Annotated in this window: 28 protein-coding genes; 20 read left to right on the plus strand and 8 right to left on the minus strand. The window is 70.9% G+C overall.

What is annotated here, in order from left to right; all coding sequences use genetic code 11:
• Positions 1 to 3: 3 nt before the first annotated feature.
• On the minus strand, positions 4 to 936 hold the full coding sequence (gene mshD, locus ACYVLP_RS22835) for a mycothiol synthase (protein WP_460629602.1): 933 nt from the start codon (positions 934 to 936) through the stop codon (positions 4 to 6).
• Between the two features lie 156 nt (positions 937 to 1,092).
• On the opposite strand from mshD, the gene ACYVLP_RS22840 reads away from it, so the two are divergent.
• Complete coding sequence (locus tag ACYVLP_RS22840; RefSeq protein ID WP_460629603.1) at positions 1,093 to 2,859, plus strand: bifunctional metallophosphatase/5'-nucleotidase; 1,767 nt, start codon at positions 1,093 to 1,095, stop codon at positions 2,857 to 2,859.
• Positions 2,860 to 3,031: 172 nt separating this feature from the next.
• Here ACYVLP_RS22840 and ACYVLP_RS22845 read toward each other — a convergent pair whose 3' ends face one another.
• Positions 3,032 to 3,751 carry a response regulator transcription factor gene (locus ACYVLP_RS22845; RefSeq protein WP_460629604.1) on the minus strand — a complete coding sequence of 240 codons (720 nt, stop codon included), beginning with the start codon at positions 3,749 to 3,751 and terminating at the stop codon, positions 3,032 to 3,034.
• A 76-nt stretch (positions 3,752 to 3,827) separates the two neighbouring features.
• Between ACYVLP_RS22845 and ACYVLP_RS22850 the strand changes: the two genes are divergently transcribed.
• Positions 3,828 to 4,124: a MoaD/ThiS family protein gene (locus tag ACYVLP_RS22850; RefSeq protein ID WP_460629605.1), complete on the plus strand. Its 297-nt coding sequence runs from the start codon at positions 3,828 to 3,830 to the stop codon at positions 4,122 to 4,124.
• Positions 4,125 to 4,139: 15 nt separating this feature from the next.
• A complete protein-coding gene (locus tag ACYVLP_RS22855; protein WP_460629606.1) occupies positions 4,140 to 5,096 on the plus strand; it encodes a hypothetical protein in 957 nt (318 codons plus the stop codon).
• A gap of 118 nt (positions 5,097 to 5,214) precedes the next feature.
• Here ACYVLP_RS22855 and ACYVLP_RS22860 read toward each other — a convergent pair whose 3' ends face one another.
• Positions 5,215 to 5,586, minus strand: a complete 372-nt coding sequence (locus tag ACYVLP_RS22860; protein WP_460629607.1) for a DsrE family protein — start codon at positions 5,584 to 5,586, stop codon at positions 5,215 to 5,217.
• A gap of 22 nt (positions 5,587 to 5,608) precedes the next feature.
• Here ACYVLP_RS22860 and ACYVLP_RS22865 point away from each other — a divergent pair, with 22 nt between their 5' ends.
• Together ACYVLP_RS22865 and ygfZ are read left to right on the plus strand one after the other, a co-directional pair.
• On the plus strand, positions 5,609 to 6,106 hold the full coding sequence (locus ACYVLP_RS22865) for a heme-binding beta-barrel domain-containing protein (protein ID WP_460629608.1): 498 nt from the start codon (positions 5,609 to 5,611) through the stop codon (positions 6,104 to 6,106).
• Positions 6,107 to 6,134: 28 nt separating this feature from the next.
• Positions 6,135 to 7,253 carry a CAF17-like 4Fe-4S cluster assembly/insertion protein YgfZ gene (gene ygfZ / locus ACYVLP_RS22870; RefSeq protein ID WP_460629609.1) on the plus strand — a complete coding sequence of 373 codons (1,119 nt, stop codon included), beginning with the start codon at positions 6,135 to 6,137 and terminating at the stop codon, positions 7,251 to 7,253.
• Positions 7,254 to 7,283: 30 nt separating this feature from the next.
• Here ygfZ and ACYVLP_RS22875 read toward each other — a convergent pair whose 3' ends face one another.
• Positions 7,284 to 8,138, minus strand: coding sequence for a beta-keto acid cleavage family enzyme (locus tag ACYVLP_RS22875; protein ID WP_460629610.1), 855 nt, complete (start codon positions 8,136 to 8,138; stop codon positions 7,284 to 7,286).
• Between the two features lie 457 nt (positions 8,139 to 8,595).
• Here ACYVLP_RS22875 and ACYVLP_RS22880 point away from each other — a divergent pair, with 457 nt between their 5' ends.
• From ACYVLP_RS22880 to ACYVLP_RS22905, 6 genes are all read left to right on the plus strand, one after another.
• A complete protein-coding gene (locus tag ACYVLP_RS22880) occupies positions 8,596 to 9,123 on the plus strand; it encodes a helix-turn-helix domain-containing protein (protein ID WP_460629611.1) in 528 nt (175 codons plus the stop codon).
• 1 nt (position 9,124) lies between these two features.
• A complete protein-coding gene (locus ACYVLP_RS22885; RefSeq protein WP_460629612.1) occupies positions 9,125 to 10,006 on the plus strand; it encodes a hypothetical protein in 882 nt (293 codons plus the stop codon).
• A 125-nt stretch (positions 10,007 to 10,131) separates the two neighbouring features.
• Positions 10,132 to 11,157, plus strand: coding sequence for an asparaginase (locus tag ACYVLP_RS22890; protein WP_460629613.1), 1,026 nt, complete (start codon positions 10,132 to 10,134; stop codon positions 11,155 to 11,157).
• 12 nt (positions 11,158 to 11,169) lie between these two features.
• On the plus strand, positions 11,170 to 11,595 hold the full coding sequence (gene dtd / locus ACYVLP_RS22895; RefSeq protein WP_460629614.1) for a D-aminoacyl-tRNA deacylase: 426 nt from the start codon (positions 11,170 to 11,172) through the stop codon (positions 11,593 to 11,595).
• A gap of 71 nt (positions 11,596 to 11,666) precedes the next feature.
• Positions 11,667 to 11,981 (plus strand): DUF2516 family protein, encoded by a 315-nt coding sequence (locus ACYVLP_RS22900; protein ID WP_452267567.1) that lies wholly within the window; start codon positions 11,667 to 11,669, stop codon positions 11,979 to 11,981.
• An 86-nt stretch (positions 11,982 to 12,067) separates the two neighbouring features.
• Positions 12,068 to 12,529: a phosphomannose isomerase type II C-terminal cupin domain gene (locus ACYVLP_RS22905; RefSeq protein ID WP_460629615.1), complete on the plus strand. Its 462-nt coding sequence runs from the start codon at positions 12,068 to 12,070 to the stop codon at positions 12,527 to 12,529.
• Between the two features lie 157 nt (positions 12,530 to 12,686).
• Here the strand turns inward: ACYVLP_RS22905 and ACYVLP_RS22910 are convergent, their stop codons facing one another.
• Together ACYVLP_RS22910 and ACYVLP_RS22915 are read right to left on the minus strand one after the other, a co-directional pair.
• Positions 12,687 to 13,664: an MEDS domain-containing protein gene (locus tag ACYVLP_RS22910; RefSeq protein ID WP_460629616.1), complete on the minus strand. Its 978-nt coding sequence runs from the start codon at positions 13,662 to 13,664 to the stop codon at positions 12,687 to 12,689.
• A gap of 123 nt (positions 13,665 to 13,787) precedes the next feature.
• Positions 13,788 to 14,585 (minus strand): methyltransferase domain-containing protein, encoded by a 798-nt coding sequence (locus tag ACYVLP_RS22915; protein ID WP_460629617.1) that lies wholly within the window; start codon positions 14,583 to 14,585, stop codon positions 13,788 to 13,790.
• Positions 14,586 to 14,657: 72 nt separating this feature from the next.
• Here ACYVLP_RS22915 and mshA point away from each other — a divergent pair, with 72 nt between their 5' ends.
• The 3 genes from mshA to ACYVLP_RS22930 all read left to right on the plus strand — a co-directional run bounded on the left by mshA (position 14,658) and on the right by ACYVLP_RS22930 (position 17,380).
• Complete coding sequence (mshA, locus tag ACYVLP_RS22920) at positions 14,658 to 15,986, plus strand: D-inositol-3-phosphate glycosyltransferase (protein WP_460629618.1); 1,329 nt, start codon at positions 14,658 to 14,660, stop codon at positions 15,984 to 15,986.
• Positions 15,987 to 16,135: 149 nt separating this feature from the next.
• Positions 16,136 to 16,612 carry a type III secretion system chaperone family protein gene (locus ACYVLP_RS22925; RefSeq protein WP_460629672.1) on the plus strand — a complete coding sequence of 159 codons (477 nt, stop codon included), beginning with the start codon at positions 16,136 to 16,138 and terminating at the stop codon, positions 16,610 to 16,612.
• 24 nt (positions 16,613 to 16,636) lie between these two features.
• Entirely contained in the window at positions 16,637 to 17,380 is a 744-nt protein-coding gene (locus ACYVLP_RS22930) for a phosphoglyceromutase (protein WP_460629619.1), read from the plus strand.
• An 86-nt stretch (positions 17,381 to 17,466) separates the two neighbouring features.
• Here the strand turns inward: ACYVLP_RS22930 and phoU are convergent, their stop codons facing one another.
• On the minus strand, positions 17,467 to 18,174 hold the full coding sequence (gene phoU, locus ACYVLP_RS22935) for a phosphate signaling complex protein PhoU (RefSeq protein WP_460629620.1): 708 nt from the start codon (positions 18,172 to 18,174) through the stop codon (positions 17,467 to 17,469).
• A gap of 248 nt (positions 18,175 to 18,422) precedes the next feature.
• Here phoU and ACYVLP_RS22940 point away from each other — a divergent pair, with 248 nt between their 5' ends.
• Together ACYVLP_RS22940 and ACYVLP_RS22945 are read left to right on the plus strand one after the other, a co-directional pair.
• Entirely contained in the window at positions 18,423 to 19,787 is a 1,365-nt protein-coding gene (locus ACYVLP_RS22940) for a sensor histidine kinase (protein ID WP_460629621.1), read from the plus strand.
• Positions 19,788 to 19,951: 164 nt separating this feature from the next.
• Entirely contained in the window at positions 19,952 to 20,635 is a 684-nt protein-coding gene (locus ACYVLP_RS22945) for a response regulator transcription factor (RefSeq protein ID WP_460629622.1), read from the plus strand.
• A gap of 97 nt (positions 20,636 to 20,732) precedes the next feature.
• On the opposite strand, the gene ACYVLP_RS22950 is transcribed toward ACYVLP_RS22945, so the two are convergent.
• On the minus strand, positions 20,733 to 21,254 hold the full coding sequence (locus ACYVLP_RS22950) for a hypothetical protein (RefSeq protein ID WP_452267558.1): 522 nt from the start codon (positions 21,252 to 21,254) through the stop codon (positions 20,733 to 20,735).
• Between the two features lie 396 nt (positions 21,255 to 21,650).
• Here ACYVLP_RS22950 and ACYVLP_RS22955 point away from each other — a divergent pair, with 396 nt between their 5' ends.
• From ACYVLP_RS22955 to ispF, 4 genes are all read left to right on the plus strand, one after another.
• A complete protein-coding gene (locus ACYVLP_RS22955; protein ID WP_013493734.1) occupies positions 21,651 to 22,133 on the plus strand; it encodes a CarD family transcriptional regulator in 483 nt (160 codons plus the stop codon).
• Between the two features lie 64 nt (positions 22,134 to 22,197).
• Complete coding sequence (ispD, locus tag ACYVLP_RS22960; RefSeq protein WP_460629673.1) at positions 22,198 to 22,884, plus strand: 2-C-methyl-D-erythritol 4-phosphate cytidylyltransferase; 687 nt, start codon at positions 22,198 to 22,200, stop codon at positions 22,882 to 22,884.
• Positions 22,885 to 22,900: 16 nt separating this feature from the next.
• Positions 22,901 to 23,701, plus strand: coding sequence for an SDR family NAD(P)-dependent oxidoreductase (locus ACYVLP_RS22965; protein ID WP_460629623.1), 801 nt, complete (start codon positions 22,901 to 22,903; stop codon positions 23,699 to 23,701).
• Positions 23,701 to 24,252, plus strand: coding sequence for a 2-C-methyl-D-erythritol 2,4-cyclodiphosphate synthase (gene ispF, locus ACYVLP_RS22970; RefSeq protein WP_460629624.1), 552 nt, complete (start codon positions 23,701 to 23,703; stop codon positions 24,250 to 24,252). The genes ACYVLP_RS22965 and ispF overlap by 1 nt, the downstream gene beginning before the upstream one ends.
• The last annotated feature ends 27 nt before the right edge of the window (positions 24,253 to 24,279 follow it).

Consider the following 24,279-nt stretch of genomic DNA (forward strand, 5'->3'; position numbering starts at 1 on the left):
GTCTCAGCCGGCGGCTGTCGTCCGAGCGAACTGCTGGTGGACCTCGAGATCCTGGAACCCCAGGCCGCGGTACGTGCGCACCGCTGCAATGTTCTCCTCGTCCACATGGAGCACGACCCGTTCGAGCCCCAGCGAGCGGAGGTGGTCAAGCCCAAGGACGGTCACGACCCGCCCGAGCCCGTGACCCTGCCGGTCGGGGGAGACCGCAACGACATAGACCTCGCCGACGTCGCCGTCCGGCGGGTCGACCTTGGTCCAGTGCGACGCGGCCAGCCGGTCGAGGTCACGGGCTTCGACGATGAGAATGAGCCCGGCCGGGTCCCACCAGGGCTCGGCCATCCGCTGGTCGAGGTCGGGTCTGCGCAGGCCGCCCTGCTCGGGATGGTGGGCGAACGCGGCTGCGTTGAGCGCCAGCCACGCGTCCTCGTCACGTCCGGGCTCGAAGGTGCGGACGGCATACCCCTCGGGCACGGTGGCCTCGGGCCACGGCTCACCGGACTGAAGGGGCCGGCCCATGACGTGCAGTCGGCGCACCGGGCGCAGGCCGAGCGACCTGGCGAACGCCGAGGCGGCGTCGGCAGTGGCGCCCGCGCCGTGGCTCCAGATGCGCACGTCTCCGGGGAGGTCCGCGGCGAGCCTGGTGCCGATGCCCTGTCGACGGGAGTCCGGGGCCACGACAAGCTCCGCCGACGGCGGCTCGGCGTCGCCACCCGAGCGGTACTGCGCGTACCCCACCAGGCGGTGGCCCGCGGCATACGCGAGCAGGTGCACGACCCCGTCGGGCGCGGCGCCCCGAAGGGCCAGCCGGAACGCCTCCGACAGCGGCATCGAGCCGTCTGCCTCCGACGCCGCCTGGGCGACCGCGAGCACGGCCTCCGCCTCGGTGCTCGACAGCGGCGTCGCCGCGTCGCGGAGCTCGATCGTGGGCTGGGACATGAGGCGATTCCACCACAAGGGGTATGCCGTCGGGCCGCGTCCATCGGCGTTCACGATGAGGCCATGCGAACGCCCCCGTTTGTCGCCGCGGACCACTAGCCTGCGGGCTACGTGCGTCACGAACGCACGGTCCCGAAACAGTGACAAGGGGAAGATATGTCCCGTTCCACCCGCCGCCTCGCCGGCGTCGCGATCGCAGGAGCCTGCATCGCGGCCCTCGCGGCACCCGCCCTCGCCGCTCCGGCGGGGGACAACAACGGCAAGGGCGACCCGCAGGGCCCGCTGCTGAACATCCAGATCCTGTCGTTCAACGACTTCCACGGCAACCTCGTGCCGCCAACCGGCTCCAGCGGCCGCATCCTGACCAGCACCGGCAACGTCGACGCCGGCGGCGTCGAGTACCTCGCGACCCACCTGAAGGAGGCGCGCAAGGGCCACGACAAGACCGTCACGGTCGCTGCAGGCGACATGGTCGGCGCTTCCCCGCTGCTGTCCGCGGCCTTCCACGACGAGCCGACGGTGGAGGCGCTCAACAACCTCGGCCTGGAGATCACCGCCGTGGGCAACCACGAGTTCGACGAGGGCTACAAGGAGCTCCAGCGCCTGCAGAACGGCGGGTGCATCGACGACGGCGACGGGCTGAACAACCAGGACTCCTGCCCGCAGGGCAACGTGTTCACCGGCGCGAAGTTCCAGTACCTCGCCGCCAACGTCGTCGAGACCGCGACCGGCAAGACGATCCTGCCGTCCTACGCGGTCAAGACCTGGAACGGCGCCAAGATCGGCTTCATCGGCATGACGCTCAAGGAAACCCCCTCGATCGTCACCGCCTCCGGTGTGGCCGGCCTCGAGTTCAAGGACGAGGTCCAGACGGCCAACGCGCTCGTGCCCGTCCTCAAGGCACAGGGCGTCAACGCGATCGTCGTGCTGATCCACCAGGGCGGCAACGTGCCGTCAGGTCCCTACGACCTCACGTGCAAGGGCGGCGGAGCACTCGCCGCGAACTCGCCGATCATCCCGATCGCGCGTGACCTCGACCCGGCGATCGACATGATCATCTCGGGCCACACGCACCAGCCGTACGTGTGCGCGCTGCCCGACAAGAACGGCACGCCGCGACTCGTCACGTCGGCCTCCTCCTTCGGTCGCCTGTACAACGACACCGAGGTCACCTACGACCGGCGTACCTCGGACATCGTGCGCCCCACGATGGCCGACTCGGTCAACAAGATCGTCACCCGCACGGTCCCGGCCGACGCCACGGAGACGGCTCTCATCTCGAAGTACCAGACGCTCGTTGCCCCGATCGCCAACAAGGTGCTCGGACAGGTTGCCGGTAGCTCCGTGTCCAGGTCGGCCAACCCGGCCGGCGAGTCGCCGCTCGGCGATCTCATCGCGGACGCGCAGCTCGCGGACACCTCGACCATCCCGTCGGGTGGCGTGCCACCGGTCGTCTCGTTCATGAACGCAGGCGGCATCCGGGGCGACCTCGTCGAGAACGCGAGCGGCAACGTGACGTACGAGGCGGCGTTCACGGTCCAGCCGTTCAACAACTACCTCGTCTCCATGGACCTCACCGGTCAGCAGATCATCAACGTGCTCAACCAGCAGTTCGTGCTGCCGCCCGGGCTCACCACGCCCACGCGTCCGTACGTTCTCGCGACGAGTGCCGGCCTGACCTACACGCACAACAACCACGTCGTTTCGGACGTCAAGATCAACGGCACCCCGATCGACGTCGCGACGACCTACCGCATCGTCACGAACAACTTCCTCTCGGATGGCGGTGACGGCTTCCCGGCCTTCGCCGGCGGGACGAACAAGTACTTCGGTGGGCTCGACATCGACGCCTTCGCGAACTACCTCGCCGCGCACTCGCCGTACAACCCGCCGCCGCTCGACCGGGTCACGCTCGTCCCGTGACCTCGCCAGAGCTGCAGGCAGGCTGAACAGCAGCTGCGTACGACCGGCGGCCCGGCACCCCTGACCAGGGGAGCCGGGCCGCCGGCATACGGTCAGGTCGGTTGCGGTCCGGGTCGCGTCGGGTCCGTTGGGGTCGCGTTGGGGCAGCGTCGGCCGCGTCGGCCGCGTGGGGTCAGGGGCGGATCTGGGGCTGGGGGTCGGCGACGGCGGCGTCCTGCCCGGGGCGGTCGGGGACCAGCCGGTAGCCCACGTTGCGCACCGTGCCGATGAGGGCCTCGTGGTCGGGCCCGAGCTTGGCGCGGAGCCGGCGGACGTGCACGTCGACGGTGCGGGTGCCGCCGTAGTAGTCGTACCCCCAGACCTCCTGCAGCAGCTGGGCGCGAGTGAAGACCCGGCCGGGGTGCTGTGCGAGGTACTTGATGAGCTCGAACTCCTTGTACGTCAGGTCCAGGGGATGCCCGCGGAACCGAGCCGAGTAGCTCGCCTCGTCGATGACGAGCTCGCCCGAGGTGATCGGCATGTCGAGGTCGGCCTCGGCGTCCTGGCCCTTGGTCATCGCGAGACGCAGGCGAGCGTCGACCTCGGCCGGGCCGGCCGAGTCGAGAAGGACGTCGTCGAGGCCCCACTCGGCCGTGAGACCAGCAAGGCCGCCCTCGGTGAGGACGGCCAGAAGGGGCGTGCCGATGCCGGTGGTGCGCAGCACCCGGCACAGCGACCGGGCACTGGCTAGCTCCCGTCGCGCATCGACGATGACGATGTCGCAGTCGGGGGAGTCGACGAGCGCGGTGGCTTCTGCCGGGAGGATCCGCACGGTGTGGCTGAGCAGGCCGAGGGCAGGCAGCACCTCGGCGCTCGGAGCGAGCGCGTTGGTGAGCAGCAGCAGTCGGGCCATCTCATGCAGGATAGGCGAGACTGGTCCTGCACGGACCTGACCGAATGAACCATGAGACGGAGCGAGACGGAGCGAGATGGCGCCGAGTGCCCAGCAGACACAGGCCACCGGGGTTGCGGCCGAACCTGCCGCGAACACCGTGGTGACGGTTCGTTACTGGGCCGCCGCCCGGGCCGCGGCCGGCGTGGACGCGGACCTGCACGCCGGTGCGACGGTCGGCGAGGTGGTTGACGCGGCGGTCGCCGCCCACCCGGCGCTGGTCCGGGTCGCGGCCGTGGCGACGTTCCTGCTCGACGGGCGTGCCGCCACGCGCGAGGCGCCGGTGGAGGCCGGCGCGACGGTCGAGGTGCTCCCGCCGTTCGCCGGCGGGTGATGCACAATGGCCCCCGTGCCTGAGGACGACACCGCGCCCCCGCCTGCCGAGCGCGCGGCCGACCCGCTCCAGGCGTCGGTCGCCGACGCGCGCGACGAGGTCGGCGAGGTCGGCGAGGTCAGCGACGCGCCTGCGCAGGAGCGCGAGGGCCCGCACGACGCAGACGATGACGAGACCCCGCCCGAGAGCCCGAGCGGCGGAGCCGACGGCACGCTGCACCTCCCGCTGACGCCGGCCGGCGCCGACTCCGTCCGGTGGGTCGCCATCGCGTCGACCTTCGTCGCCGCGCTTGCGCTGCTCGTCGCCGCCTTGGCCGGGTATGCGGCGATGCTGGGTGTGACGCTCGTGCTCGCTCTCGTGCTCGCCTGGGGCTGGCCGGTCCTCGCCGGGTCGTTCACGCCGAACGCGACCTCGGTGGTGCTCGTCGTGTCCTCGGTGGCGATCGTGCTCAGCGCGCTGCGCGACGACCTGCGCTGGCTCGCGGCGGCCGTGGCCTTCGGGATCGTGCTGTCGTTCCTGGCGCAGCTGATCCGCCGGACCGGCCGCGAGGGACTGGTCCTCACCCTGCTCGCGTCGTTCGGTGGGCTGGCCGTGACCGCCTCCGGTGCCACCGCCGTGGTCGCCGCCAACACCGACCACGGCACGGCGGTCGCCGTGATCGCGATGGCGGCGGTAGGGGCCTCGGTCGTGGCGGACCTGCTGGCCGGAAGGCGCGCAGTGAGCCCCCTGCTCGGCATCGTGGCGCTCGTCGTCTCGTCCGTCGTCGCGATGCTGGCGGGCTCGTGGTTCGACGGTGTCAGCGCGTTGACCTCGCTCGGCATCGGGGCCGCCGCCGGCACCGTGTCGTGGTCGCTCCGACGAGTGTTCGCACTGTCACCCGCGATGGTCACTGTGCGGGGTCAGGTCGGTGCCGGCGTCGGGTCGGTCCTGGCGATCGGCGCGATCGTCAACCTCTTCGCCGCCCTCGGCTAACCCCTCAGCTGACCCCGCAACACACCCGGAAACTGCGACCTCGGGATAGTTGCAACCGCATGGACTTCGCGATTTCCGGGTGTGTTGCCCGGGGGTGGTGGTTGGCGCATCGGGCGGCTCAGTAGACGAGCGCGCGGGCGCCCGGGGCCATGACCTCCTCGACGAACACGGCTGCGCCCTTGATGTGAGCACCCCGCACGAGGTCCTCCTCGGTCAGGTCTCGGCGCGCCGCGCACTGCGTGCAGACCGTGAGCCGGCCCGTCGTGAGCACGGCGTCGCGCAGGTCCGGGATGGGCACGGCATACGGGAGGGTGAACTCCTCCGCCCGGCCCGGCACCGCCATCCACGACGCCTCCCCGGTGAGCCACAACGACACGTCGACGCCGCTGGCGGCGGCCGTGGCCGCGACGGTGAACGCCTGGGACAGGCGCTCCGGCGACTCGATGCCGGAGGTGACCTTGACGACGAGAGAGCGAGCGGGCGAGTCCATGCGATCAGGCTACGATCGCGGCATGTTCAACCTCGACCAGGACATCCCGGAGCCGCTCCGTCCGCTGGCGTGGCTCATCGGCCGCTGGGAGGGGGCCGGCGTCGTCGGTTACCCGACGATCGAGTCGGCCCACTTCGGCCAGGAGGTCGAGGTGACGCACGACGGGCGCAGCTTCCTCAAGTGGGAGAGCCGTGCCTGGATCCTCGACTCGGACAGCGGCGAGAAGATCCGTCCGGCGGCGGTCGAGTCGGGCTTCTGGCGGCCACTCGAGAACGGCGAGGTCGAGTTGCTCCTTGTCCACCCGACCGGCATCCTCGAGCTCTACTACGGCACGATGGAGCCCGCTCGCATCCAGCTCAAGACCGACAGCGTGCTTCGTGCTCCCGGAGCCAAGGAGTACAACGCGGCGACTCGGATGTACGGCCTCGTCGAGGGCCAGCTGATGTGGGTGATGGACATGGCCGCCGTCGGGCAAGAGCTGCAGAGCCACGTGTCCGCCACGCTCAAGAAGGTGGAATGACCCCCGCACCCCGAGCGTTGGCCCCGACATGAGTGACGTGCCCGTGACTTCAGCCGCTGGGGGCCCATCGGCCGACGAGTCGGTGGAGGTCGTGCCGCTGGCGCCGCGCAGTCAGCTGCTCGGCCGGCCCGGCGGTGTTGCGGGGGACGGGGTCGAGAGTGTCGTCGCCCTGCACTACGGCGACCCGATGCGCGAGCAGCGACTCCTCGAGGAGGGGCTCGCGGTGGTCGACCTGTCGAACCGTGATGTCATCACGGTCACCGGCCCGGACCGGCTCAGCTGGCTGCACTCGCTCACCACCCAGCAGCTCATCGACCTTCAGCCGCGCGAGTCGCGGGAGGCCCTGATCCTCACGCCGAAGGGCCACGTCGAGCACTCGCTGCACGTCGTGGACGACGGCGAGACGACCTGGATCACGACGGAGCCCGGCGCCGGCCCCGCCCTCGCCGCCTGGCTGGACAAGATGCGGTTCATGCTGCGCGTCGAGGTCGCACTCGTCACCGACGAGTGGGCGGTGCTGGGCGAGCCGCATGCGAGCGAGTCAGCCCCCGGAGAGCCCCTCGCCTGGCGCGACCCGTGGCCCGACCTCGTGGGCGACACGACGGCATACGGCATCGTCGACGGCCACCCGGGGAGCGAGCGCGCCTGGCGCGAGATCATCGTCCCGCGCTCGGATCTCCTTGAAGCAGTGGGGGATCGGCCGCTTGCTGGCGTCTGGGCCGCCGAGGCCCTGCGCATCGCTGCCTGGCGACCGCGACTCGGTCTCGAGACCGACCACCGCACGATCGTCCACGAGCTCGACTGGCTCCGCACCGCCGTGCACCTGCACAAGGGGTGCTACCGCGGCCAGGAGACCGTCGCCCGCGTGCACAACCTCGGCCGTCCGCCGCGTCGGCTCGTCTTCCTGCACGTCGACGGCTCTGGTCATGTGCTGCCCGCGCGCGGCAGCGAGGTGTATGCCGGAGACCGCGTCGTGGGCCACCTGACCTCCGTGGGTCGGCACCACACCGACGGCCCGATCGCGCTCGCGGTGATCAAGCGCAACACCGACCCAGACCTCGAGCTTCTCGTCGACGGACTCAGCGCAGCGCAGACCGTCATCGTCCCCGCCGACCCACCCGTCGCTCCGCGCCGCGTTCGCCCCTGACCTCAGAACGCACCGCAGCCCGCGGCTCAGTCAGCGGGCGCGGCGGTCCTTCACTGCAAGCATCTCGCGGGCCTCGGTCGTCGACATCGCCGGCCTCTGCATGATCGACGCCAGCTCGGCCGCACGAGACACGAGCTCGCTGTTGTGCTCGACAGGCCGGCCCTTGGCGTACATCAGGTTGTCCTCCATGCCGACGCGCAGGTGACCACCCGCGGAGAGGGCGGCCGCGACGATCGGCAGGTGGGCGCGGCCGATGCCGGTCGCCGACCAGCTCGTCACCTCAGGCGGGAGCATCGCGACGCCTGCCATGAGGGCCTGCGGTGTGCCGGGCATAGAACCGGGGACGCCGGTGACGAAGTCGACGTGGACCTTGCCGCCATAGGGCAGGCCGCACTCGTCGATGAGCCGCCGCAGCGCGTGCACGTGCCCGAGCTCGAACAGCTCGAACTCGGGGACGACCTCGCGCTCCTGGGCCTGCTTGTAGAGGTCGACCATGAAGCCCCACGGGTTGAGGAAGACGCCGTCCCCGAAGTTCGTCGTGCCGCACGTCAGCGAGCAGGAGTCTGGGTCGGCCTCGAGCACCGTAAGGCGCTGCTCGAGTGGGTCCGTGATCGAGCCGCCGGTCGAGAGCTGGACGACGAGGTCGGTCGCCTCCCGCACCCCGGCGACGGCCTCGTTGAGGAACACCTGGTCGAGGGTCGGCTGGTGGTCACGGTCGCGCACGTGGATGTGGATCAGCGCAGCCCCGACCCGCTCGCAGGCCACCGCGGTCTCGACGAGCTCCTCAGGCGTGGTCGGCAGCGCCGGAAAGTCGGCCTTCGCGGTCTCGGCCCCGGTCGGGGCGATCGTGATCATCGTGGCCGCGGCGCTGCGTGCGTTGCTCATGCGGCACATCCTGCCAGTGGCCGCGTCTTGCTCCAGAATCCCCTCGTATGCCGTCCCGGCCCACCCCGATGCCACCCTCACCTCCCGCGGTGGGCCGGTCCGCGTCCACAGCGTGCACCTCGGCGCCCCGCGGTCCCGGTCGGGTGAGCGCCCGGTCCCATCCGTCACGTGACGGGTGGGGCTGGTGGGGCGGGGCGCACACTCGACCAAAGGAGGTCGGTGGGGCTCGTGGGGCGGGGCACCCACTCGACGAGGTGGGCGGGTCTGCTCTAGTCGAGTGAGCGCTCGGTCCCATCCGTCACGTGACGGGTGGTGCTGGTGGGGCGGGGCGCTCACTCGACGAAAGGAGGTCGGTGGGGCTGGTGGGGCGGGGCGCTCACTCGACGAGAGGGGGTGTGGTTCGAATCACGCTGCCCAGAGTTTGCATTCTGCTTGCTCCAGTTAGCACAATGGAGGCATGAGCAAGCTTCCGCTACCCGACCTCGGGGCGTACCTGCGCGAGCAGCGCGAGAACGCCCAGCTGTCGCTGCGTCAGCTTGCCGACCTCGCCGGCATCTCGAACCCGTATCTGTCGCAGATCGAGCGAGGCCTGAAGCGGCCGAGCGCCGAGATCCTGCAGCAGATCGCCAAGGGTCTCAAGGTGTCGGCCGAGTCCCTCTACGTCCGCGCCGGTTTCCTCGACGAGCGGGTCCTCAACGACGACCCGGCCGCCGCGCGTGACGTCCTCGCTGCCATCGCCGCCGACCCGGTGCTGACCGAGCGCCAGCGCGGGGTGCTCGTCGAGATCTACCTGTCCTTCGTCGGCGAGCACACGCCGGCACCCCAGACCCCCCAGCGCGCCGAGGCCGCCATGGCCACCGACGCGATCGCGCCCACCGGGCCCACCGGTGCCGCCGAGTCGAGCTCCGCCCGAGCCCGTCGGGCGCTCAGGTCGCTCCGCGACACCGCGGCGACCCCCACAGCTGTCAATGAGAAGGAGAACTGAGATGGCTCTCAGCAAGAAGATCACCGAGGCGGTCAAGGACGCCCAGAAGCAGGCCGAGGCCACCGCGGCCGACGTCCGCGCCCAGTTCGACCGTCAGTTCGACGGCAAGCTGCCCGAGGTGCACGTCGACCCGACTCCGTTCTACGCCGTCGTCGGCGCTGCCGAGGTCGCCCTCGACACCGTCAAGGCGGCCGGGGAGCAGCTCGAGGCGGCGCGCAAGCAGGCACAGGGCCTCGACCTGCGAGCCGGTGCCAAGAAGGAGGCGGACGTGCTCCAGAAGGACCTCATGCAGCGCATCGCCGACCTCCAGGGACGCACGGCCGAGCTGCAGAAGCTCGCTGCGAAGTATGCCGAGCGGTTCTTCGCCGAGGCGCAGGAGCTCCCGGCGCACGTCCTCAACCAGGGACTCGTCCTTGCAAGCAACGCCAAGGACCAGTACGACGCCGCTGCCGTGCGTGGAGAGAAGGTCGTGACCGACCTTCGCGCCCAGGGCGAGAAGGCCGCCTTCGACGCGGTCGAGCGCAGCAACGCGCTCGTGGCCCGCGGCCGCCGCGTGGCCAAGACCGCCGCCACCGAGGGCACCAAGGTCGCCAAGGGTGTCGTCGGGGCTGTCTCCGACGACGCGAAGCAGGTCAGCGACCAGGTCGCCGAGTCGACTGCCGCCGTCGAGGCCGCTGCCGCTCCGGTGCCGGCCAAGCGGACTGCCGCGCACGAGAAGGCTGTTCGCTCGTCTGCCGCCAAGAAGTCGGCCGCGACCCGCAAGGCCAACGACGCGGAGGCCACCGCGACGCGCAAGACCGCGGCGCGCACCTCTGCCGCGAAGAAGGCCCCGGCCAAGAAGGCTCCGGCCAAGAAGGCCGCCGCCAAGAAGGCCGACGGCTGACCGTCGTCGCTCCGCAGGACACAGCGGGCCGCCATCCCACTTCCGGGGTGGCGGCCCGTTCCCTTACCCGGGCGAGTGGCACCGCGCCCGACAGGGTGAGCTCGGCCTCCGGCATACTGCGGGACGTGTCAGAGCAGCCGCAGTCCTCGCCCTCAGCACCGAGCCCGCCCACGCCCGCCCAGCACGGACGGGTGTCCCCGGCACTGGTCGACGCTCCCGTCATCGCTCACGTCGTGCGGGCCGGCTTCGTCGAGTCGGTGCACCACGGCACGGCGGTCGTCACGAACCCCGACGGGAGCATCGACTTCCAGGTGGGCGACGCCACGGGTCCGGTGTTCCCGCGGTCGTCGAGCAAGCCGCTGCAGGCGCTGGCCATGGTGCGCCACGGCCTCGACACCGACGGACGGCTCCTGTCGCTCGCGTGCTCGAGCCACTCCGGCGAGGCCTTCCACCAGGAGGCCGCCCGAGAGATCCTCTCCCGCGCGGGCCTCACCGAGGCCGACCTGCAGAACACGCCTGACTACCCCTACGACGAGTCCGCCAAGATCGCCTGGATCGCCGAGGGCAGGCCGAAGCAGGCCATCGCCCAGAACTGCTCCGGCAAGCACGCCTCGATGCTCGCCACGTGTGTCATCAACGGCTGGGACCTGGCGACGTACCGCGCGGTCGACCATCCGCTCCAGGTCGCAGTCGGCGAGACGATCCGCGAGCTCACCGGGGCCGACCTCAGCGCAGTCGCCGTCGATGGGTGCGGTGCCCCGATCCACGCCATCCCGCTCGCTTCGCTGGCGCACGCCTTCGGTCAGATCGCCGCAGCCACCGACGGGCCGGAAGCCAAGATCGCCAAGGCGATTCGCGACTTCCCCGAGTACCTCGGCGGCACCAACCGCGACGTCACGACACTGATCCGTGGCGTCGACGGGCTCATCGCCAAGGACGGCGCCGAAGCCGTGTATGCCGTCGGGCTGGCTGACGGTCGCGGCGTGGCGGTCAAGGTCGCGGACGGCTCGTCGCGGGCCCGGACCGTGCTCCTCGCCGCGGTGCTGCGCCGGATCGGCGTCACCGACGAGGAGGCGCTCGCGGCGCTCGAGCTGCAGCCGGTCCTCGGCCACGGCCAGCCGGTCGGCGCCGTCGTCGCCGTCGGCGTCTGAGGGCGAGGGGCCGTGCGCGCGGTCCTGCAGCGCGTCACCTCGGCGCGGGTCGAGGTCGACGGCGAGGTGGTCGGGTCCATCGACCGTCCGGGCCTGCTCGCCCTCGTCGGGGTGACGCACAACGACGGCTCCGACCAGGTCGAGCGGATGGCGCGCAAGATCGCCGAGCTGCGGATCCTGCGCGACGAGCAGAGTGTGGCCGACATCGGGGCGCCGGTCCTCGTCGTCAGCCAGTTCACCCTGCACGCCGACACCCGCAAGGGACGACGGCCGTCCTGGAGTGCGGCGGCCCCCGGGCCGGTGGCGGAGCCGATGATCTCCCGGCTCGTGGAGGCTCTCCAGGCCCGTGGGGTCGAGGTCGCGCAAGGCCGTTTCGGGGCGATGATGCAGGTCTCCCTCGTCAACGACGGGCCGTTCACACTGGTCGTCGACGTCTGACCCCACGGTCCGAGAAGTCTGGGAGGACGCTGGGAGCGCGTTCTGTCAGATCGGCGAGTTACCCTTCCATCATGCAGCTGTACTACGGCTTCCAGAACGTCGTGCTCCTCGCGCTCGGCGTCGTCGCGTTCGCTTGCGAGGTCTTCGCGTTCGTCGATGCCGTGCGCCAGCCCGAGGGGGCCTACGTCGCTGCGAGCAAGCGCACGCGAAAGTTCTGGCTCATCCTGCTGGGTGTGGCCCTCCTCCTCGGCTTCGTCACGTTCTTCAACCCGTTGAGCCTGTTCGGCCTGCTCGCCTTTGTCGGGGCGGCCGTCTACCTCGCTGACGTGCGCCCTGCGCTGCGTCAGGTGCGTGGCCTGGGTGGGAGGTCCAACAGCGGCTGGTGACCGTCACGGCAACTGGCGAACCCTAGTCGGCACGAGCACCGTGCCGCGTACGGCACACTGGTGCACTCACAACCGATTGGAGAACCATGTCCGACCAGCAGCCTGCTGCTGTCGTCGACCACGAGCTCGACGCCCACCAGCACGCCCGAGTCACCGCTCCGAGGCACACCGCCGACGAGTACGACCTGGGCAACCGCAACCCGACCAAGGACATCTTCGTCGCCGAGCGCCCGTGGGGTCAGTTCCAGCAGTTCGTGTCCAACGAGCAGGTGACCGTGAAGATCATCACGGTCCAGCCCGGGCATCGGCTCTCGCTCCAGCGCCACGACCACCGCGGTGAGATGTGGCAGGTGCTCGACGTGCCGATCGACGTCACCGTCGACGACCGTTCGTGGTGCGCCCAGCAGGGGGAGACCGTCTGGGTCCCGCGCGGGTCGACCCACCGCATGGGCAACTCCGGCGACCAGCCCGGCCGACTCCTCGAGGTCGGCTTCGGCCACTTCGACGAGGCCGACATCGAGCGCCTCCAGGACGACTACGTCCGCTGAGCCCTCGGCTCCAGGCACCCGCTTTCACGTATGCCGCCGGCCCCGCCCGGCGGCATACGTGCGTCCCGGGGTGGTTCCGTGAGTCGACCGAGCGCCCTCGTGGCGCATCCGAGCGCGCGCGGGGCAGTCGCTCGCGCCCGTGCGCGGGTGGGGCCGGTCAGCCTGCCTGCCAGCGGCGAGCCCGAAGCGGCAGCTCCGCCCAGACGACCTTGCCGCCTGGGACGGCGCTGTAGCCCCATCGCTCGGACAGGGCCTCGATGATCGCGACGCCACGGCCGCTGGTGGCATCGGTCGGGGGCGAGCGTCGCTCCAGCGCGATGTCGGTCGCGTCCTCGACGCCGATGCGCAGGCCCTGCCCGCGGCGGTCGAGGACGGCCCGGAAGGGTGACATCGCGTGGCTCAGCGCGTTGGTCGCCAGCTCGGAGATGATGAGCGCGGCGTCTCCCGTCAGGTCATCGTTGCCCCAGGACCGCAGGACGTCGACGACGAAGTGTCGTGCGGCCGGCACCGACTCCGGTATCGGCAGGTAGATGCGGGAGCAGGCATGGCCGACAGCGAGCTCCGCGGCTGACGTATCGGCCGGGGTCGCTGGCGGCACGACGTCCGTGTGCAGCTCGCAGACCCGGCGGACGTCGACGAGGGTGGCGTGGTCGAACACCCCGGTGGGGTATGCGCACAGGAGCGAGAAGTCGTGGTCGTGCATGAGCCGGTTCCACTGCATCTCGAGCTCGATGGCGTCGTCGACCGCGCCGAGCTGCCACATCAGGGCGACCATCTCGCCGAAGGCCCGGATCGCAGCACCGGTCGCGGCGGCCTCCTGGAGCATCGCGCCGACGACGACGTGGAACCGCTCCACGTCGAACGAGCCGTCGGAGAGCAGGCTGCGCAGCGTCGTCTCGGCGTCGTAGGGGAGGTAGAGCTTCTGGGCGAGCTGGGCGGCGGGGTCGTGCCCGAGATCGCGAAGGCGCGCCTCGATGGCTGCCCGATGCGCTCGCGTGGCCACGACGATGACGCACTCGCCGACTGTCCACCCCTGCGCAACATAGTGCGCGACGGAGTCGACACCCTCCGTGTCGAGCGCGTAGAAGCTCACCGCATGACCTCGCCCCCACGCGGTCATGTCGCTCTGCGACATGTGCCTCATGGTACGCCGGGGGTGTAGCGCGATGGTGGCCGGATTCCTGTGAGATTTCGGGGAGTGTGCGCCCTCCAGAATGCCCACAGACCCGGGCGAACCCGGTCAGGACAAGGCGCCTGCTCAGGGTCTCGGCGCCACGGCGGACCAGGCCACGGTGACCTCGCCGAGGCGCCAACGCGAGGCTCCGCCGAGCACCGGCCAGCCCTCGCGCACCTGCTCGACCGCAGCCAGGAACCGCTGCCGGGCGCCCCACGACGCGTGCGCTGCGCTGCGCTCCCAGGCCCGGTCGAGGTCGCCGAGGAACTCATGGATCGGCTCGCCGGGGACGTTGCGGTGGATGAGGACCTTGGGCAGACGCTCCGCCACGTCCGACGGGCGCTCGAGCCCGCCCATGCGCAGCGAGACCGTCAGGCTCAGCGGCCCGTCCGCGTCGACCGCGACCCACGTCGCCCGGCGGCCGATCTCGTCGCACGTGCCGTCGACGAGCAGCCCCTCCGGTCCGAGGCGCTCGCGCACGCGCGCCCATGCGCCGGCGACGTCGTCCTCGGCATACTGCCGGAGCACGTTGAAGGCGCGCACGACCGTCGGTTGCTCACCGTCGTCGAGCGGCACCTCGAAGCCGCCGAGGCGGAAGGTCAGTCCCTCGCGCTCGAGCGGTTTGGCCGCCTCCACTCTGGCAGGGTCGATCTCGATGCCTACGACCCGGACGTCCGACCGGACGGTGCGCAACCGGTCGTGCAGCTCGACGGCCGTGATGGGCGAGGCGCCGTAGCCGAGGTCGACGACGACCGGCGGGGACGAGGCCTTGAGCAGGCGCCAGCGCTCCGGGCCGGCAAGCCACCGGTCGCACCGACGCAACCGGTTCGGGTTGGTCGTGCCGCGCGTGATCGTCCCGACGGGGCGTGAGCGGCCAGCCACCTGAGCAGCCTAGAGGCCGCCGCCGCGGAATACTTCGAAGGATCGCGGCCGTTGGCCACGTACAGGACTGGAATGGGAAGGAACGTGATGTCGGGCGACCCGAAGCGCGTGGCGATGATCAGTGTTCACACCTCTCCGCTCGAGCTGCCGGGCACCGGTGATGCGGGCGGGATGAACGTATACGTCGCAGAGACCGCCAAGGAGCTCGCCGCCCGCGGCATCGAGGTCGACATCTTCACCCGCCGCACGACCAGCGCGACCCCGGTCGAGGTGGACCTCGTCCCCGGTGTCCGGGTCCGGCATGTCACGGCCGGACCGTACGAGGGGCTCTCGAAGCTCGACCTGCCGGGGCAGCTGTGCGCCTTCTCGGCGGGCATCATGCAGGCCGGCCTGTCCGTGCCCGAGGACCACTACGACCTCGTCCACTCGCACTACTGGCTCTCCGGCCAGGTCGGCTGGCTCGCGGCCGACCGGTGGCGCGTCGCCCTCGTCCACACCATGCACACGATGGCCCGGGTCAAGAACCTCCATCTGGCCGATGGGGACACCCCAGAGCCCCGCGGCCGCGAGATCGGCGAGGCCCAGGTCGTCGAGGCGGCCGACCGCCTCGTCGCGAACACCGACGGTGAGGCGCGCGAGCTCATCGAGCTGTATGCCGCCCCGCCCGAGAAGGTGTCCGTCGTCCCTCCCGGTGTCGACCTGACGACGTTCACCCCGGGCGACCGGGTCGCCGCTCGCCGCGAGCTCGGGGTCGAGATCGACGGTGAGCTGATGCTGTTCGTCGGACGCATCCAGCCGCTCAAGGCGCCCGATGTCCTGCTCCGCGCGACGCACGAGCTGATCCGGCGCGACCCGACCCGCCGGCGGACTCTTACGGTCGCGGTGGTCGGCGGGCCGAGCGGCAGCGGGCTGACCCGCCCCCACGAGCTCGAGGAGCTCGCCGCGTCCCTCGGCATCGCCGACCTCGTCCGGTTCGTCAAGCCGGTCGAGCGACCGGTCCTGGCGCAGTGGTACCGCGCCGCCGACCTCGTCGTCGTCCCGAGCTACTCGGAGTCGTTCGGCCTCGTCGCCATCGAGGCCCAGGCCTGCGGCACGCCAGTCATCGCCGCTGACGTCGGCGGGCTGCCCACCGCGGTGGGCGATGCCGGGATGCTCGTCGACGGGCACGACACGGCGCAATGGGCCGATGCGACCGAAGCGCTGCTGCGTGACCCGCAGCGGCGAGAGGCCATGGCGCGCAAGGGAGTCGAGCATGCGCGACAGTTCGGCTGGTCCGCGACGACGGATCGGCTGCTCGAGGTCTACCGCCAGGCCCTCGCCGGCCGGCAGCACGCTCGCAACGAGTCGCCCATCGACGAGGGCCAGAACCTCGTCGGTGTGCCACGGGCGGTGATCCCGTGACGGGGCCACACACCGATGCGGTGACCGGCGGACAGCCCGAGACGCAGTCCGAGTCGCACACCGAGTTGCACACCGAGTTGCAGGCCGAGTTGCAGACCCCGTCTCGAGCTGAGTCACCGACCGAGGCGCAGGCGGCCGCGGAAGCCCGCCTGACGGCATACCTCGGCTCGGTGGGGCTCGAGTGGGAGCTCGGCGGGCGCCCGGGGGAGTACGTCGTGACGCTGCCGGGGGAGAAGAAGCTCAAGACGGTCGTGTCGCTCCTGGTGCGCGACCGGACGACGAGCCTGAGCGCGTTCGTGATCCGCAACCCCGACGAGAACCACGAGGCCTTCTACCGCGCGCTCCTGCGCAAGAACCTGCGGCTGCAGGGCGTCGCGTATGCCATCGACAACGACGGCGACGTGTACCTCCGGGGCGAGGTGCCGACCGCGGCGCTCGACGGTGACCAGCTCGACCAGATGTTCGGCGTCGTCCTGGCGGCCAGCGACGAGGCCTTCAACGAGCTGCTCGCCCTGGGCTTCCTCGATTCGATGAAGAAGGAGTGGGCCTGGCGGATCTCCCGAGGCGAGTCGACCCGCAACCTCGAGGCGTTCCGTCACCTTCTGGACGACGAGGCCGGCACGTAGAGGCGCGTCGCTAGGCTGACGCGCATGACCTACACGCTCGTCCTTCTCCGCCATGGCGAAAGCGACTGGAACGCCAAGAACCTCTTCACCGGCTGGGTCGACGTCGACCTCACCGACAAGGGCCGCGAAGAGGGCGTGCGCGCCGGGGAGCAGCTCAAGGAAGCCGGCATCCTGCCCGACATCGTGCACACGTCCGTGCTGCGGCGCGCCATCACGACGGCCAACGTGGCGCTCGACGTGGCCGACCGTCACTGGATCCCGGTCAAGCGCGACTGGCGCCTCAACGAGCGCCACTACGGCGCGCTCCAGGGCAAGAACAAGAAGCAGACGCTGGAGGAGTACGGCGAGGAGCAGTTCATGCTGTGGCGCCGGTCGTACGACGTGCCGCCGCCGCCGATCGACGCCGCCGACGAGTTCGCCCAGACCGACGACCCGAGGTATGCCGGGCTCGGCGACGCGATGCCAGCCACCGAGTGCCTGAAGGACGTCGTGGCGCGGCTGATGCCTTACTGGGAGAACGAGATCCAGAACGACCTGGCCGACGGGCTCACTGTCCTGGTCGCCGCGCACGGCAACTCGCTCCGCGGTCTGGTCATGACGCTCGACGACATCTCCGACGACGACATCGCCGCGCTCAACATCCCCACCGGTATGCCGCTGGTCTACGAGCTCGACGACCAGTTCCGTCCGCTCACGCGGGGTGGCCGGTACCTCGACCCCGAGGCTGCCCGCGCCGCCGCCGAGGCGGTCGCCAACCAGGGCCGCTGAGCGGCCCTCCAGACCGAGGTCGGGTGGTCACTCCCGTGCGCGCCGTGGTGCGTGCTGGGCTGACCACTCGAGTGGTCCCGCTGGCCTCAGCTGATGTCGCTCTCGAGACGGGCGACGGCCTCGGCGTCCTCCTCGTCCTCGTGGTCGACCGACTGGTCGTACTCACCGGTGACGAGGTAGATGACCCGGCGCGCGACGGACACGGCGTGGTCGGCGAAGCGCTCGTAGTAGCGCCCGACCAGCGTCAGGTCGAGGATCGAGCTGCGCGTCCAGGTGGTGTCCTCGTCGAGGAGCTTGGCAAAGAGCTGCCGATGCAGCTCGTCCATCTGGTCGTCGTCCTTCTCGAGGGCGATCGCCGCAGCGACGTCCTTGCTCGCGATGATCGAGCCGCACTTGGCCACGATCGACTCGGCGACCTGCCCCATCTGCAGGATGTGGGAGCGCAGCTCCGGCGGCACGGCCGAGTCGGGGGTGCGCAGCCGCGCCACCTTCGCGACGTGGCGGGCCAGGTCACCCATCCGCTCGAGGTCCGAGCTCATGTGCATCGCCGTGACGACGATGCGCAGGTCGGTGGCCACGGGCTGCTGGCGGGCGAGCAGGTCGATCGACAGGTTGTCGAGCTCGATCCGAATGTCGTCGAGCTTGCGGTCGGCTTCGATGACGGACTCGGCGAGGTGGACGTCCGCGTCAAGGAGTGCGGTCGTGGCGCGGGCGATGGCGGACCCGGCAAGCCGGGTCAGCTCGACGAGCTGGTCCGAGATCTTGTCGAGGTCCTCGTGGAACTGGTCGCGCATGGTCTTCCTGTCGGTAGCCGGGCTCATGAAACATCGCGTCTCGTGCGGGTGTGATCAGCCTGCCACCACCCTGCCGTGGGGCGCACCGTGGCAGCAGGGGGATCCGCAGGGCGTCGTGGCCCATCGTGCCGAGGTTGGCACCGGAGCGTGAATGGGCGGGGGCCGGGAGGTGAACAGTGGGTTCGCCCCGCGCACGCGTCACGGCTGCGTGGTCTGAGCCTGTCACAGGCTTGCGTACGCTGAGTGTCGTGGACCCGACGACCGCGGCAACGCTCGGTGGCATCGCCGGCCTCGCCCTGGGCGGCCTGGCGATGGTTGCCGTGCGCCTGTCGGACCGGTCCACCGCAGCCGAGCAGGCCAAGGCTCCGGCGCCGCCCCTGCCGCCCGGCGTGGGCGAGGTGATCGCCGTGCTGCGTTCGAGTGGCATCCTCATCGACGCGTCCGACCGGGTCGTGAACAACTCGCCGGCCGCCGTGGCCCACGGGCTGGTGCGCGGCCAGGAGCTGGCCCACCCCGAGCTGGTCAACCTCGCGCGGCAGGTGCGCCGCGACGGCGTGATCCGCGAGGCCGAGCTGGAGCTCAAGAAGGGCATGGGCGATGGGCGACTCGTCGTCGCCGCGCGCGTGGCACCGCTCGGCGCGCACCATGTGCTGCTCCTCGTCGAGGACCGCTCCAAGGCCGCGCGGGTGGAGGAGATCCGGCGCGACTTCCTCGCCAACGTCAGCCACGAGCTGAAGACCCCCGTCGGCGGCATCTCGCTGCTCGCCGAGGCGGTGCTCGACGCTCACGACGACCCCGAGGCCGTGGCCCGCTTCGCCCGGCGCATCAGCGTCGAGTCGGCGCGGCTGACCCGCCTCGTCAAGGAGATCGTCGAGCTCTCGCGGCTGCAGGGCGCCGACGTCATCAAGGATCCGACACTCATCGACGTCGCCGCCTGCGCGCAGGACGCGGCCGAGCGGAGCCGGCTGCTGGCCGAGGAGGCCCGGATCGAGCTGGTCACCTCGTTCGCCGAGGGCTGCCAGGTGTGGGGTGACGCCGAGCTCGTGACGACCGCGATCAGCAACCTCGTCGGCAACGCCATCGCCTACTCCGAGTCGCACACGCGCGTGAGCGTCACGGTGCGCCGCGTCTCCGGCGGCATCGTCGACATCTCCGTCACCGACCAGGGTCTGGGCATCCCGCCGGAGGAGCAGCAGCGCATCTTCGAGCGGTTCTACCGCGTCGACACCGCCCGCTCGCGTGCGACCGGGGGCACGGGCCTCGGCCTCGCCATCGTCAAGCACGTCGCGGACAACCACGGCGGCAACGTCTCCGTGTGGTCCGAGCCTGGACGCGGGTCGACGTTCACGATCGAGCTGCCGGCAGCGACGCCGTCCTCGGTCCCGGCGACGCCGTCCTCGGTCCCGGCGACGCAGGAGTCGCCGGAGCGAGCCGCGATAGACAGTGCAGAGGCGAGCGGCGCCGAGATCGCGCCACGCGAGCCAGGCCCTCGAGAGTCGGGGCCGCAGCCGACATGGTCCGACGAGACGAGCACGCGCGCACCGTCGCCTCGCGAGGCTGCGGCTCGCGGCAGCCAGCAACCATCCGACGCCTCACCACCCGTCCCGGCCTGACCGGCGGGGCCCGAGCTTGTCAGCCGCCGAATGTCCTGAACACCCGCCCCGAACCGCCCACCCCTGCGCAACCCACCCTGAGCAATCCACCCCTGAGCAACCCACCCTGAGCAACCACTCCTGAACCATCGCCGCACTGCCGCCTGAGCCCCGAGAGGTCAGCCTTGAGTCGCATTCTCATCGTCGAGGACGAGGTGTCGTTCTCCGACCCCCTGTCCTACCTCCTCAAGAAGGAGGGATACGACGTCGCCATCGCCGAGACCGGCCCCGACGGCCTCGCCGAGTTCGACAAGAACGGCGCCGACCTCGTCCTGCTCGACCTCATGCTCCCGGGCCTGTCCGGGGTCGACGTATGCCGTGCCCTGCGCCAGCGCTCGTCGGTGCCGGTGATCATGCTGACCGCCAAGGACAGCGAGATCGACAAGGTCGTCGGCCTGGAGATCGGGGCCGACGACTACGTCACCAAGCCCTACTCCAGCCGCGAGCTGCTGGCTCGGGTCAAGGCCGTGCTGCGCCGGCTCAGCGAGCCCGAGGACCTGCTGCCCTCGACACTCGAGTCGGGCCCCGTCCGGATGGACGTCGAACGCCACACGGTGAGCGTCCAGGGTCGTTCCGCCTCGCTCCCGCTCAAGGAGTTCGAGCTGCTCGAGATGCTGCTGCGCAACTCGGGCCGGGTGCTCACCCGGATGCAGCTGATCGACCGCGTGTGGGGCAGCGACTACGTGGGCGACACCAAGACGCTCGACGTCCACATCAAGCGGCTGCGCGCCAAGATCGAGCCCGACCCGGCCAGCCCGGTCCACATCGTCACCGTGCGGGGTCTGGGCTACAAGTTCGAGGCGAGCTGACGAGAGCCGCAGCACTGCGCCTCTCGGCCGAATCTGCGGCGCTCGTCAGAAGGTGCGGCGCTCGCCGGTCTGGCGAGCGCCGGCCGGTCTCTGTGGGTCAGGAACCCGTCGGACTCGGCGTCACCGTGGAGTAGTAGTGCTCGGGCAGGAGGATGGGCACGTCGGCGACCGCGCTCCCGCTCGTGCTCGACGTGACCGTGACCGGCACGAGCGTGCCCGGCTTGCCGGAGAGCTGGGAGATCTCCAGGCCCTTGGTGGAGAGGTTGACCTGCTCGCGCGGGCCGAGCTGGAACTCCGAGGAGGTCGGCGTCGACGAGGAGCCGGAGGCCGCCTGCGGTGCGATCTTGACGGTCATGGAGCCGTCGCCGAGGTTGATGGCCGAGCCCGAGATCACGGCCGGGCCCGAGCCGTCGCCGACCAGCAGCAGGTCGCGGATGGCCAGCTGGCCGACATCCACCGGGACACCGTCGGCGGGCACGTAGGGGACGTCCGTCTGGACGGGCGAGCTGGCCTGGCATCCGGCCGTCACAGCGACGACGGCGGCGCCGGCGAGCAGCGCCGACACCTGCCGGGAGATCGGGCGACGCGCAGTGGCCTGGGCGGGGAATCGACGCTTCACGGGCGACAGCCTACCGGCGGCCCTGCGCCTCGACCCGCACACCCACCGAGCTGCTCGACAACGATTCCGCAGCACCCTTCGGACCGGCCCGAGTGCCTCCCGAACGCCCCCTGACCGCCCATGGGCCGGTGGTCGCCCGGCTCCCGGACCGGCGCCCGGGGCGCAGGGCGAGCGGACGGGGACCCGCCCCTGGGACGCGACTGGACGGCATACCAGAGGGGCCTCGGCGTCGTCGCCCGGGGCTCGCTGATGCACGCGAGAGCCCATCTGTCAAGACGGCTCGGATGGCGAGAAGGCGTCCGGTTAGGGCTCTGACCTGCGCAGATGCGCGATCCTGAGATCGCGCTGTCATCCGGATCGTGATAATCTGGAGGTCGCGAAAGGGGAAAACAGCAGATGGTTTTCAAGGTCGGCGAGACGGTCGTGTACCCCCACCACGGGGCTGCACTGATCGAGGAGATCAACACACGCACGATCAAGGGAGAGGACAAGCTCTACCTCAAGCTCAAGGTCGCTCAGGGTGACCTGACGATCGAAGTGCCAGCCGAGAACTGCGACCTCGTGGGTGTCCGCGACGTCGTCGGCCAGGAGGGTCTCGACCGAGTGTTCGAGGTCCTGCGGGCTCCCCACACGGAGGAGCCGACCAACTGGTCCCGCCGCTACAAGGCGAACCTCGAGAAGCTTGCCTCGGGTGACGTCATCAAGGTTGCCGAGGTCGTGCGCGACCTGTGGCGCCGCGACCAGGACCGTGGCCTGTCGGCAGGCGAGAAGCGGATGCTCGCCAAGGCGCGTCAGATCCTGGTGTCCGAGCTCGCGCTCGCAGAGAAGACCGACGAGGACAAGGCCGAGTCGATCCTCGACGAGGTCCTGGCGTCCTGAGCCGGGCTTCCTGAGCACTCGAGACGCACTGAACACCTCTGTCGGAGCCGGTCGCGTCGGCGTCATCGTCGTCGCGGCCGGCTCCGGCGCACGCCTGGGGGCTTCCGAGCCCAAGGCGTTCGTGCCCCTCGCAGGGGTGCCTATCCTCGGGCACGCGCTGCGGGGGGTTCTCGCGTCTTCGGCGGTCGACGAGGTCGTCCTGGTCGTGCCCGACAGCCACCTCGCGCAGGCACAGGCCATCGCCGACGAGGTATGCCGCGCGGCCGACTCACGCGTGCCCGTGACGCTGGTCTCCGGCGGGGCCGAGCGAGGCGACTCGGTGCTGGCCGGCCTGCACCGGCTCAGTGCGGCCATCGAGGTCGTGCTCGTGCACGACGCCGCCCGGTGCCTCACCCCGGTCGACCTGTTCGAGCGGGTCGTCGCAGCGGTAGACGGAGGCGCTGTCGCCGCGGTCCCCGGCACGCCGGTCGTCGACACCGTCAAGCAGGTGGACGCTCACGGGGTGGTCGTCAGCACGCCAGACCGGGCCACCCTGAGGGCCATCCAGACGCCGCAGGGCTTCCGGCGCGACGTGCTCGAACGTGCCCACGCTGCTCTCGGGCGAAGGGTGCCGGCGTCGGGCGGCGTGACCGACGACGCCGGCCTGGTCGAGCGGCTCGGCGAGCCGGTGGTCGTCGTCGCGGGCGACCCGCTCGCGATGAAGGTCACCACACCCGGTGACCTCGACGCCGCGTCGCGCCTGCTCGGGTGACGCATATCCTCGGGGAGTGACGAGCGACCCCACCGCAGCGCAGTCCCGGCCTCTGGCCCTGATCACCGGAGGCGGCACCGGCATCGGCGCGGCCATCGCACGTCGGCTCGCGAACGACGGCTTCGACGTCGTGGTCGCAGGGCGCCGCCGGGAGAAGCTCGACCAGGTCGTCGGCGCCATCGCCGACACCTTCGGCCCGGTGGCCCGAGCGGTCGTCATGGACGTCACGGACGCCGAGTCGGTGACGGCTGCGGTCGCCACGCTCGAGCGCTGTGACGTCGTGGTCAACAATGCCGGTGGCGCGCTCGGCGTGACCCGGGTCGAGGACGGCGACCCGGACGACTGGGAGCAGATGTTCGCCACCAACGTCGTCGGCACGATGCGGGTCGTCCAGGCCGTGCTGCCGTTGCTGCGCCGCTCGGCGCGAGCCACCATCATCGACATCAGCTCGATCGCCGGCGAGCGGGTCTACGAGGGCGGGGCCGGCTATGTCGCAGCAAAGCACGGCACCTCGGTGGTCTCCGAGACCCTCCGGCTCGAGCTCAACGGCGAGAACATCCGAGTGGCGGACATCCGGCCCGGCATGGTGCAGACCGAGGAGTTCTCGCTGACCCGGCTGCACGGCGACCGGGCGGCGGCGGACAAGGTCTACGAAGGGGTTGACCGTCCCCTCGTCGCCGAGGACATCGCGGAGTGCGTCGGCTTCGTCGTCGGCCTGCCCCAGCACGTCAACATCGACACCATGGTCATCAAGCCGGTGGCGCAGGCGGCACCGCACAAGGTGCACCGTGGGCCGATCGACTGGAAGGAGTCCTGATGGCGGACTCCGCGCCGGGCGCGTCCGAGGCTTCCGTTCCCGGCGTCCGTATGCCGCTGCCTCGCGTCGGCGTCGGCGTCGACGTCCATGCGTTCGCCCCGGCCGGGTCGGACCGCGAGCTGTGGGTCGCCGGCCTGCGCTGGCCCGGAGAGCCCGGCCTCGTCGGCCACTCCGACGCAGATGTCGCCGCCCACGCGGCCTGCGACGCGCTGTTCTCTGCGGCTGGGATCGGCGACCTCGGTGCTCACTTCGGCACGTCCCGGCCGGAGCTTGCCGGTGCGTCAGGTGTGACCCTGCTGGCCGAGGCGGCCCGGCTTGTGAGGTCGTCGGGCTTCGAGATCGGCAATATCGCCGTGCAGGTCGTCGGCAACCGGCCCAAGGTGGGCAGCCGGCGGGCCGAGGCGGAGGCAGCTCTCGGTGCGGCCGCCGGTGCCACGGTGTCCGTCAGCGGCACGACCACCGACGGGCTCGGCCTCACCGGACGCGGCGAGGGCGTGGCAGCCATCGCCACGGCCTTGGTCGTCCCGACAGCCGCGACTCCAGCACTCTGACCGCAGTCCCTCACCCGGTTCGAGGTA

It is taken from the genome of Intrasporangium mesophilum (assembly GCF_054783095.1).

Excerpts from the sequence above, each read along its gene's own strand:
- mshD (WP_460629602.1), bottom strand. The coding sequence starts at position 936 with ATGTCCCAGCCCACGATCGAGCTCCGCGACGCGGCGACGCCGCTGTCG.
- ACYVLP_RS22840 (WP_460629603.1), top strand. The coding sequence starts at position 1,093 with ATGTCCCGTTCCACCCGCCGCCTCGCCGGCGTCGCGATCGCAGGAGCC.
- ACYVLP_RS22845 (WP_460629604.1), bottom strand. The coding sequence starts at position 3,751 with ATGGCCCGACTGCTGCTGCTCACCAACGCGCTCGCTCCGAGCGCCGAG.
- ACYVLP_RS22850 (WP_460629605.1), top strand. The coding sequence starts at position 3,828 with ATGGCGCCGAGTGCCCAGCAGACACAGGCCACCGGGGTTGCGGCCGAA.
- ACYVLP_RS22860 (WP_460629607.1), bottom strand. The coding sequence starts at position 5,586 with ATGGACTCGCCCGCTCGCTCTCTCGTCGTCAAGGTCACCTCCGGCATC.
- ACYVLP_RS22865 (WP_460629608.1), top strand. The coding sequence starts at position 5,609 with ATGTTCAACCTCGACCAGGACATCCCGGAGCCGCTCCGTCCGCTGGCG.
- ygfZ (WP_460629609.1), top strand. The coding sequence starts at position 6,135 with ATGAGTGACGTGCCCGTGACTTCAGCCGCTGGGGGCCCATCGGCCGAC.
- ACYVLP_RS22875 (WP_460629610.1), bottom strand. The coding sequence starts at position 8,138 with ATGAGCAACGCACGCAGCGCCGCGGCCACGATGATCACGATCGCCCCG.
- ACYVLP_RS22880 (WP_460629611.1), top strand. The coding sequence starts at position 8,596 with ATGAGCAAGCTTCCGCTACCCGACCTCGGGGCGTACCTGCGCGAGCAG.
- ACYVLP_RS22885 (WP_460629612.1), top strand. The coding sequence starts at position 9,125 with ATGGCTCTCAGCAAGAAGATCACCGAGGCGGTCAAGGACGCCCAGAAG.
- ACYVLP_RS22900 (WP_452267567.1), top strand. The coding sequence starts at position 11,667 with ATGCAGCTGTACTACGGCTTCCAGAACGTCGTGCTCCTCGCGCTCGGC.
- ACYVLP_RS22905 (WP_460629615.1), top strand. The coding sequence starts at position 12,068 with ATGTCCGACCAGCAGCCTGCTGCTGTCGTCGACCACGAGCTCGACGCC.
- ACYVLP_RS22910 (WP_460629616.1), bottom strand. The coding sequence starts at position 13,664 with ATGTCGCAGAGCGACATGACCGCGTGGGGGCGAGGTCATGCGGTGAGC.
- mshA (WP_460629618.1), top strand. The coding sequence starts at position 14,658 with ATGGGAAGGAACGTGATGTCGGGCGACCCGAAGCGCGTGGCGATGATC.
- ACYVLP_RS22930 (WP_460629619.1), top strand. The coding sequence starts at position 16,637 with ATGACCTACACGCTCGTCCTTCTCCGCCATGGCGAAAGCGACTGGAAC.
- phoU (WP_460629620.1), bottom strand. The coding sequence starts at position 18,174 with ATGCGCGACCAGTTCCACGAGGACCTCGACAAGATCTCGGACCAGCTC.
- ACYVLP_RS22955 (WP_013493734.1), top strand. The coding sequence starts at position 21,651 with ATGGTTTTCAAGGTCGGCGAGACGGTCGTGTACCCCCACCACGGGGCT.
- ispF (WP_460629624.1), top strand. The coding sequence starts at position 23,701 with ATGGCGGACTCCGCGCCGGGCGCGTCCGAGGCTTCCGTTCCCGGCGTC.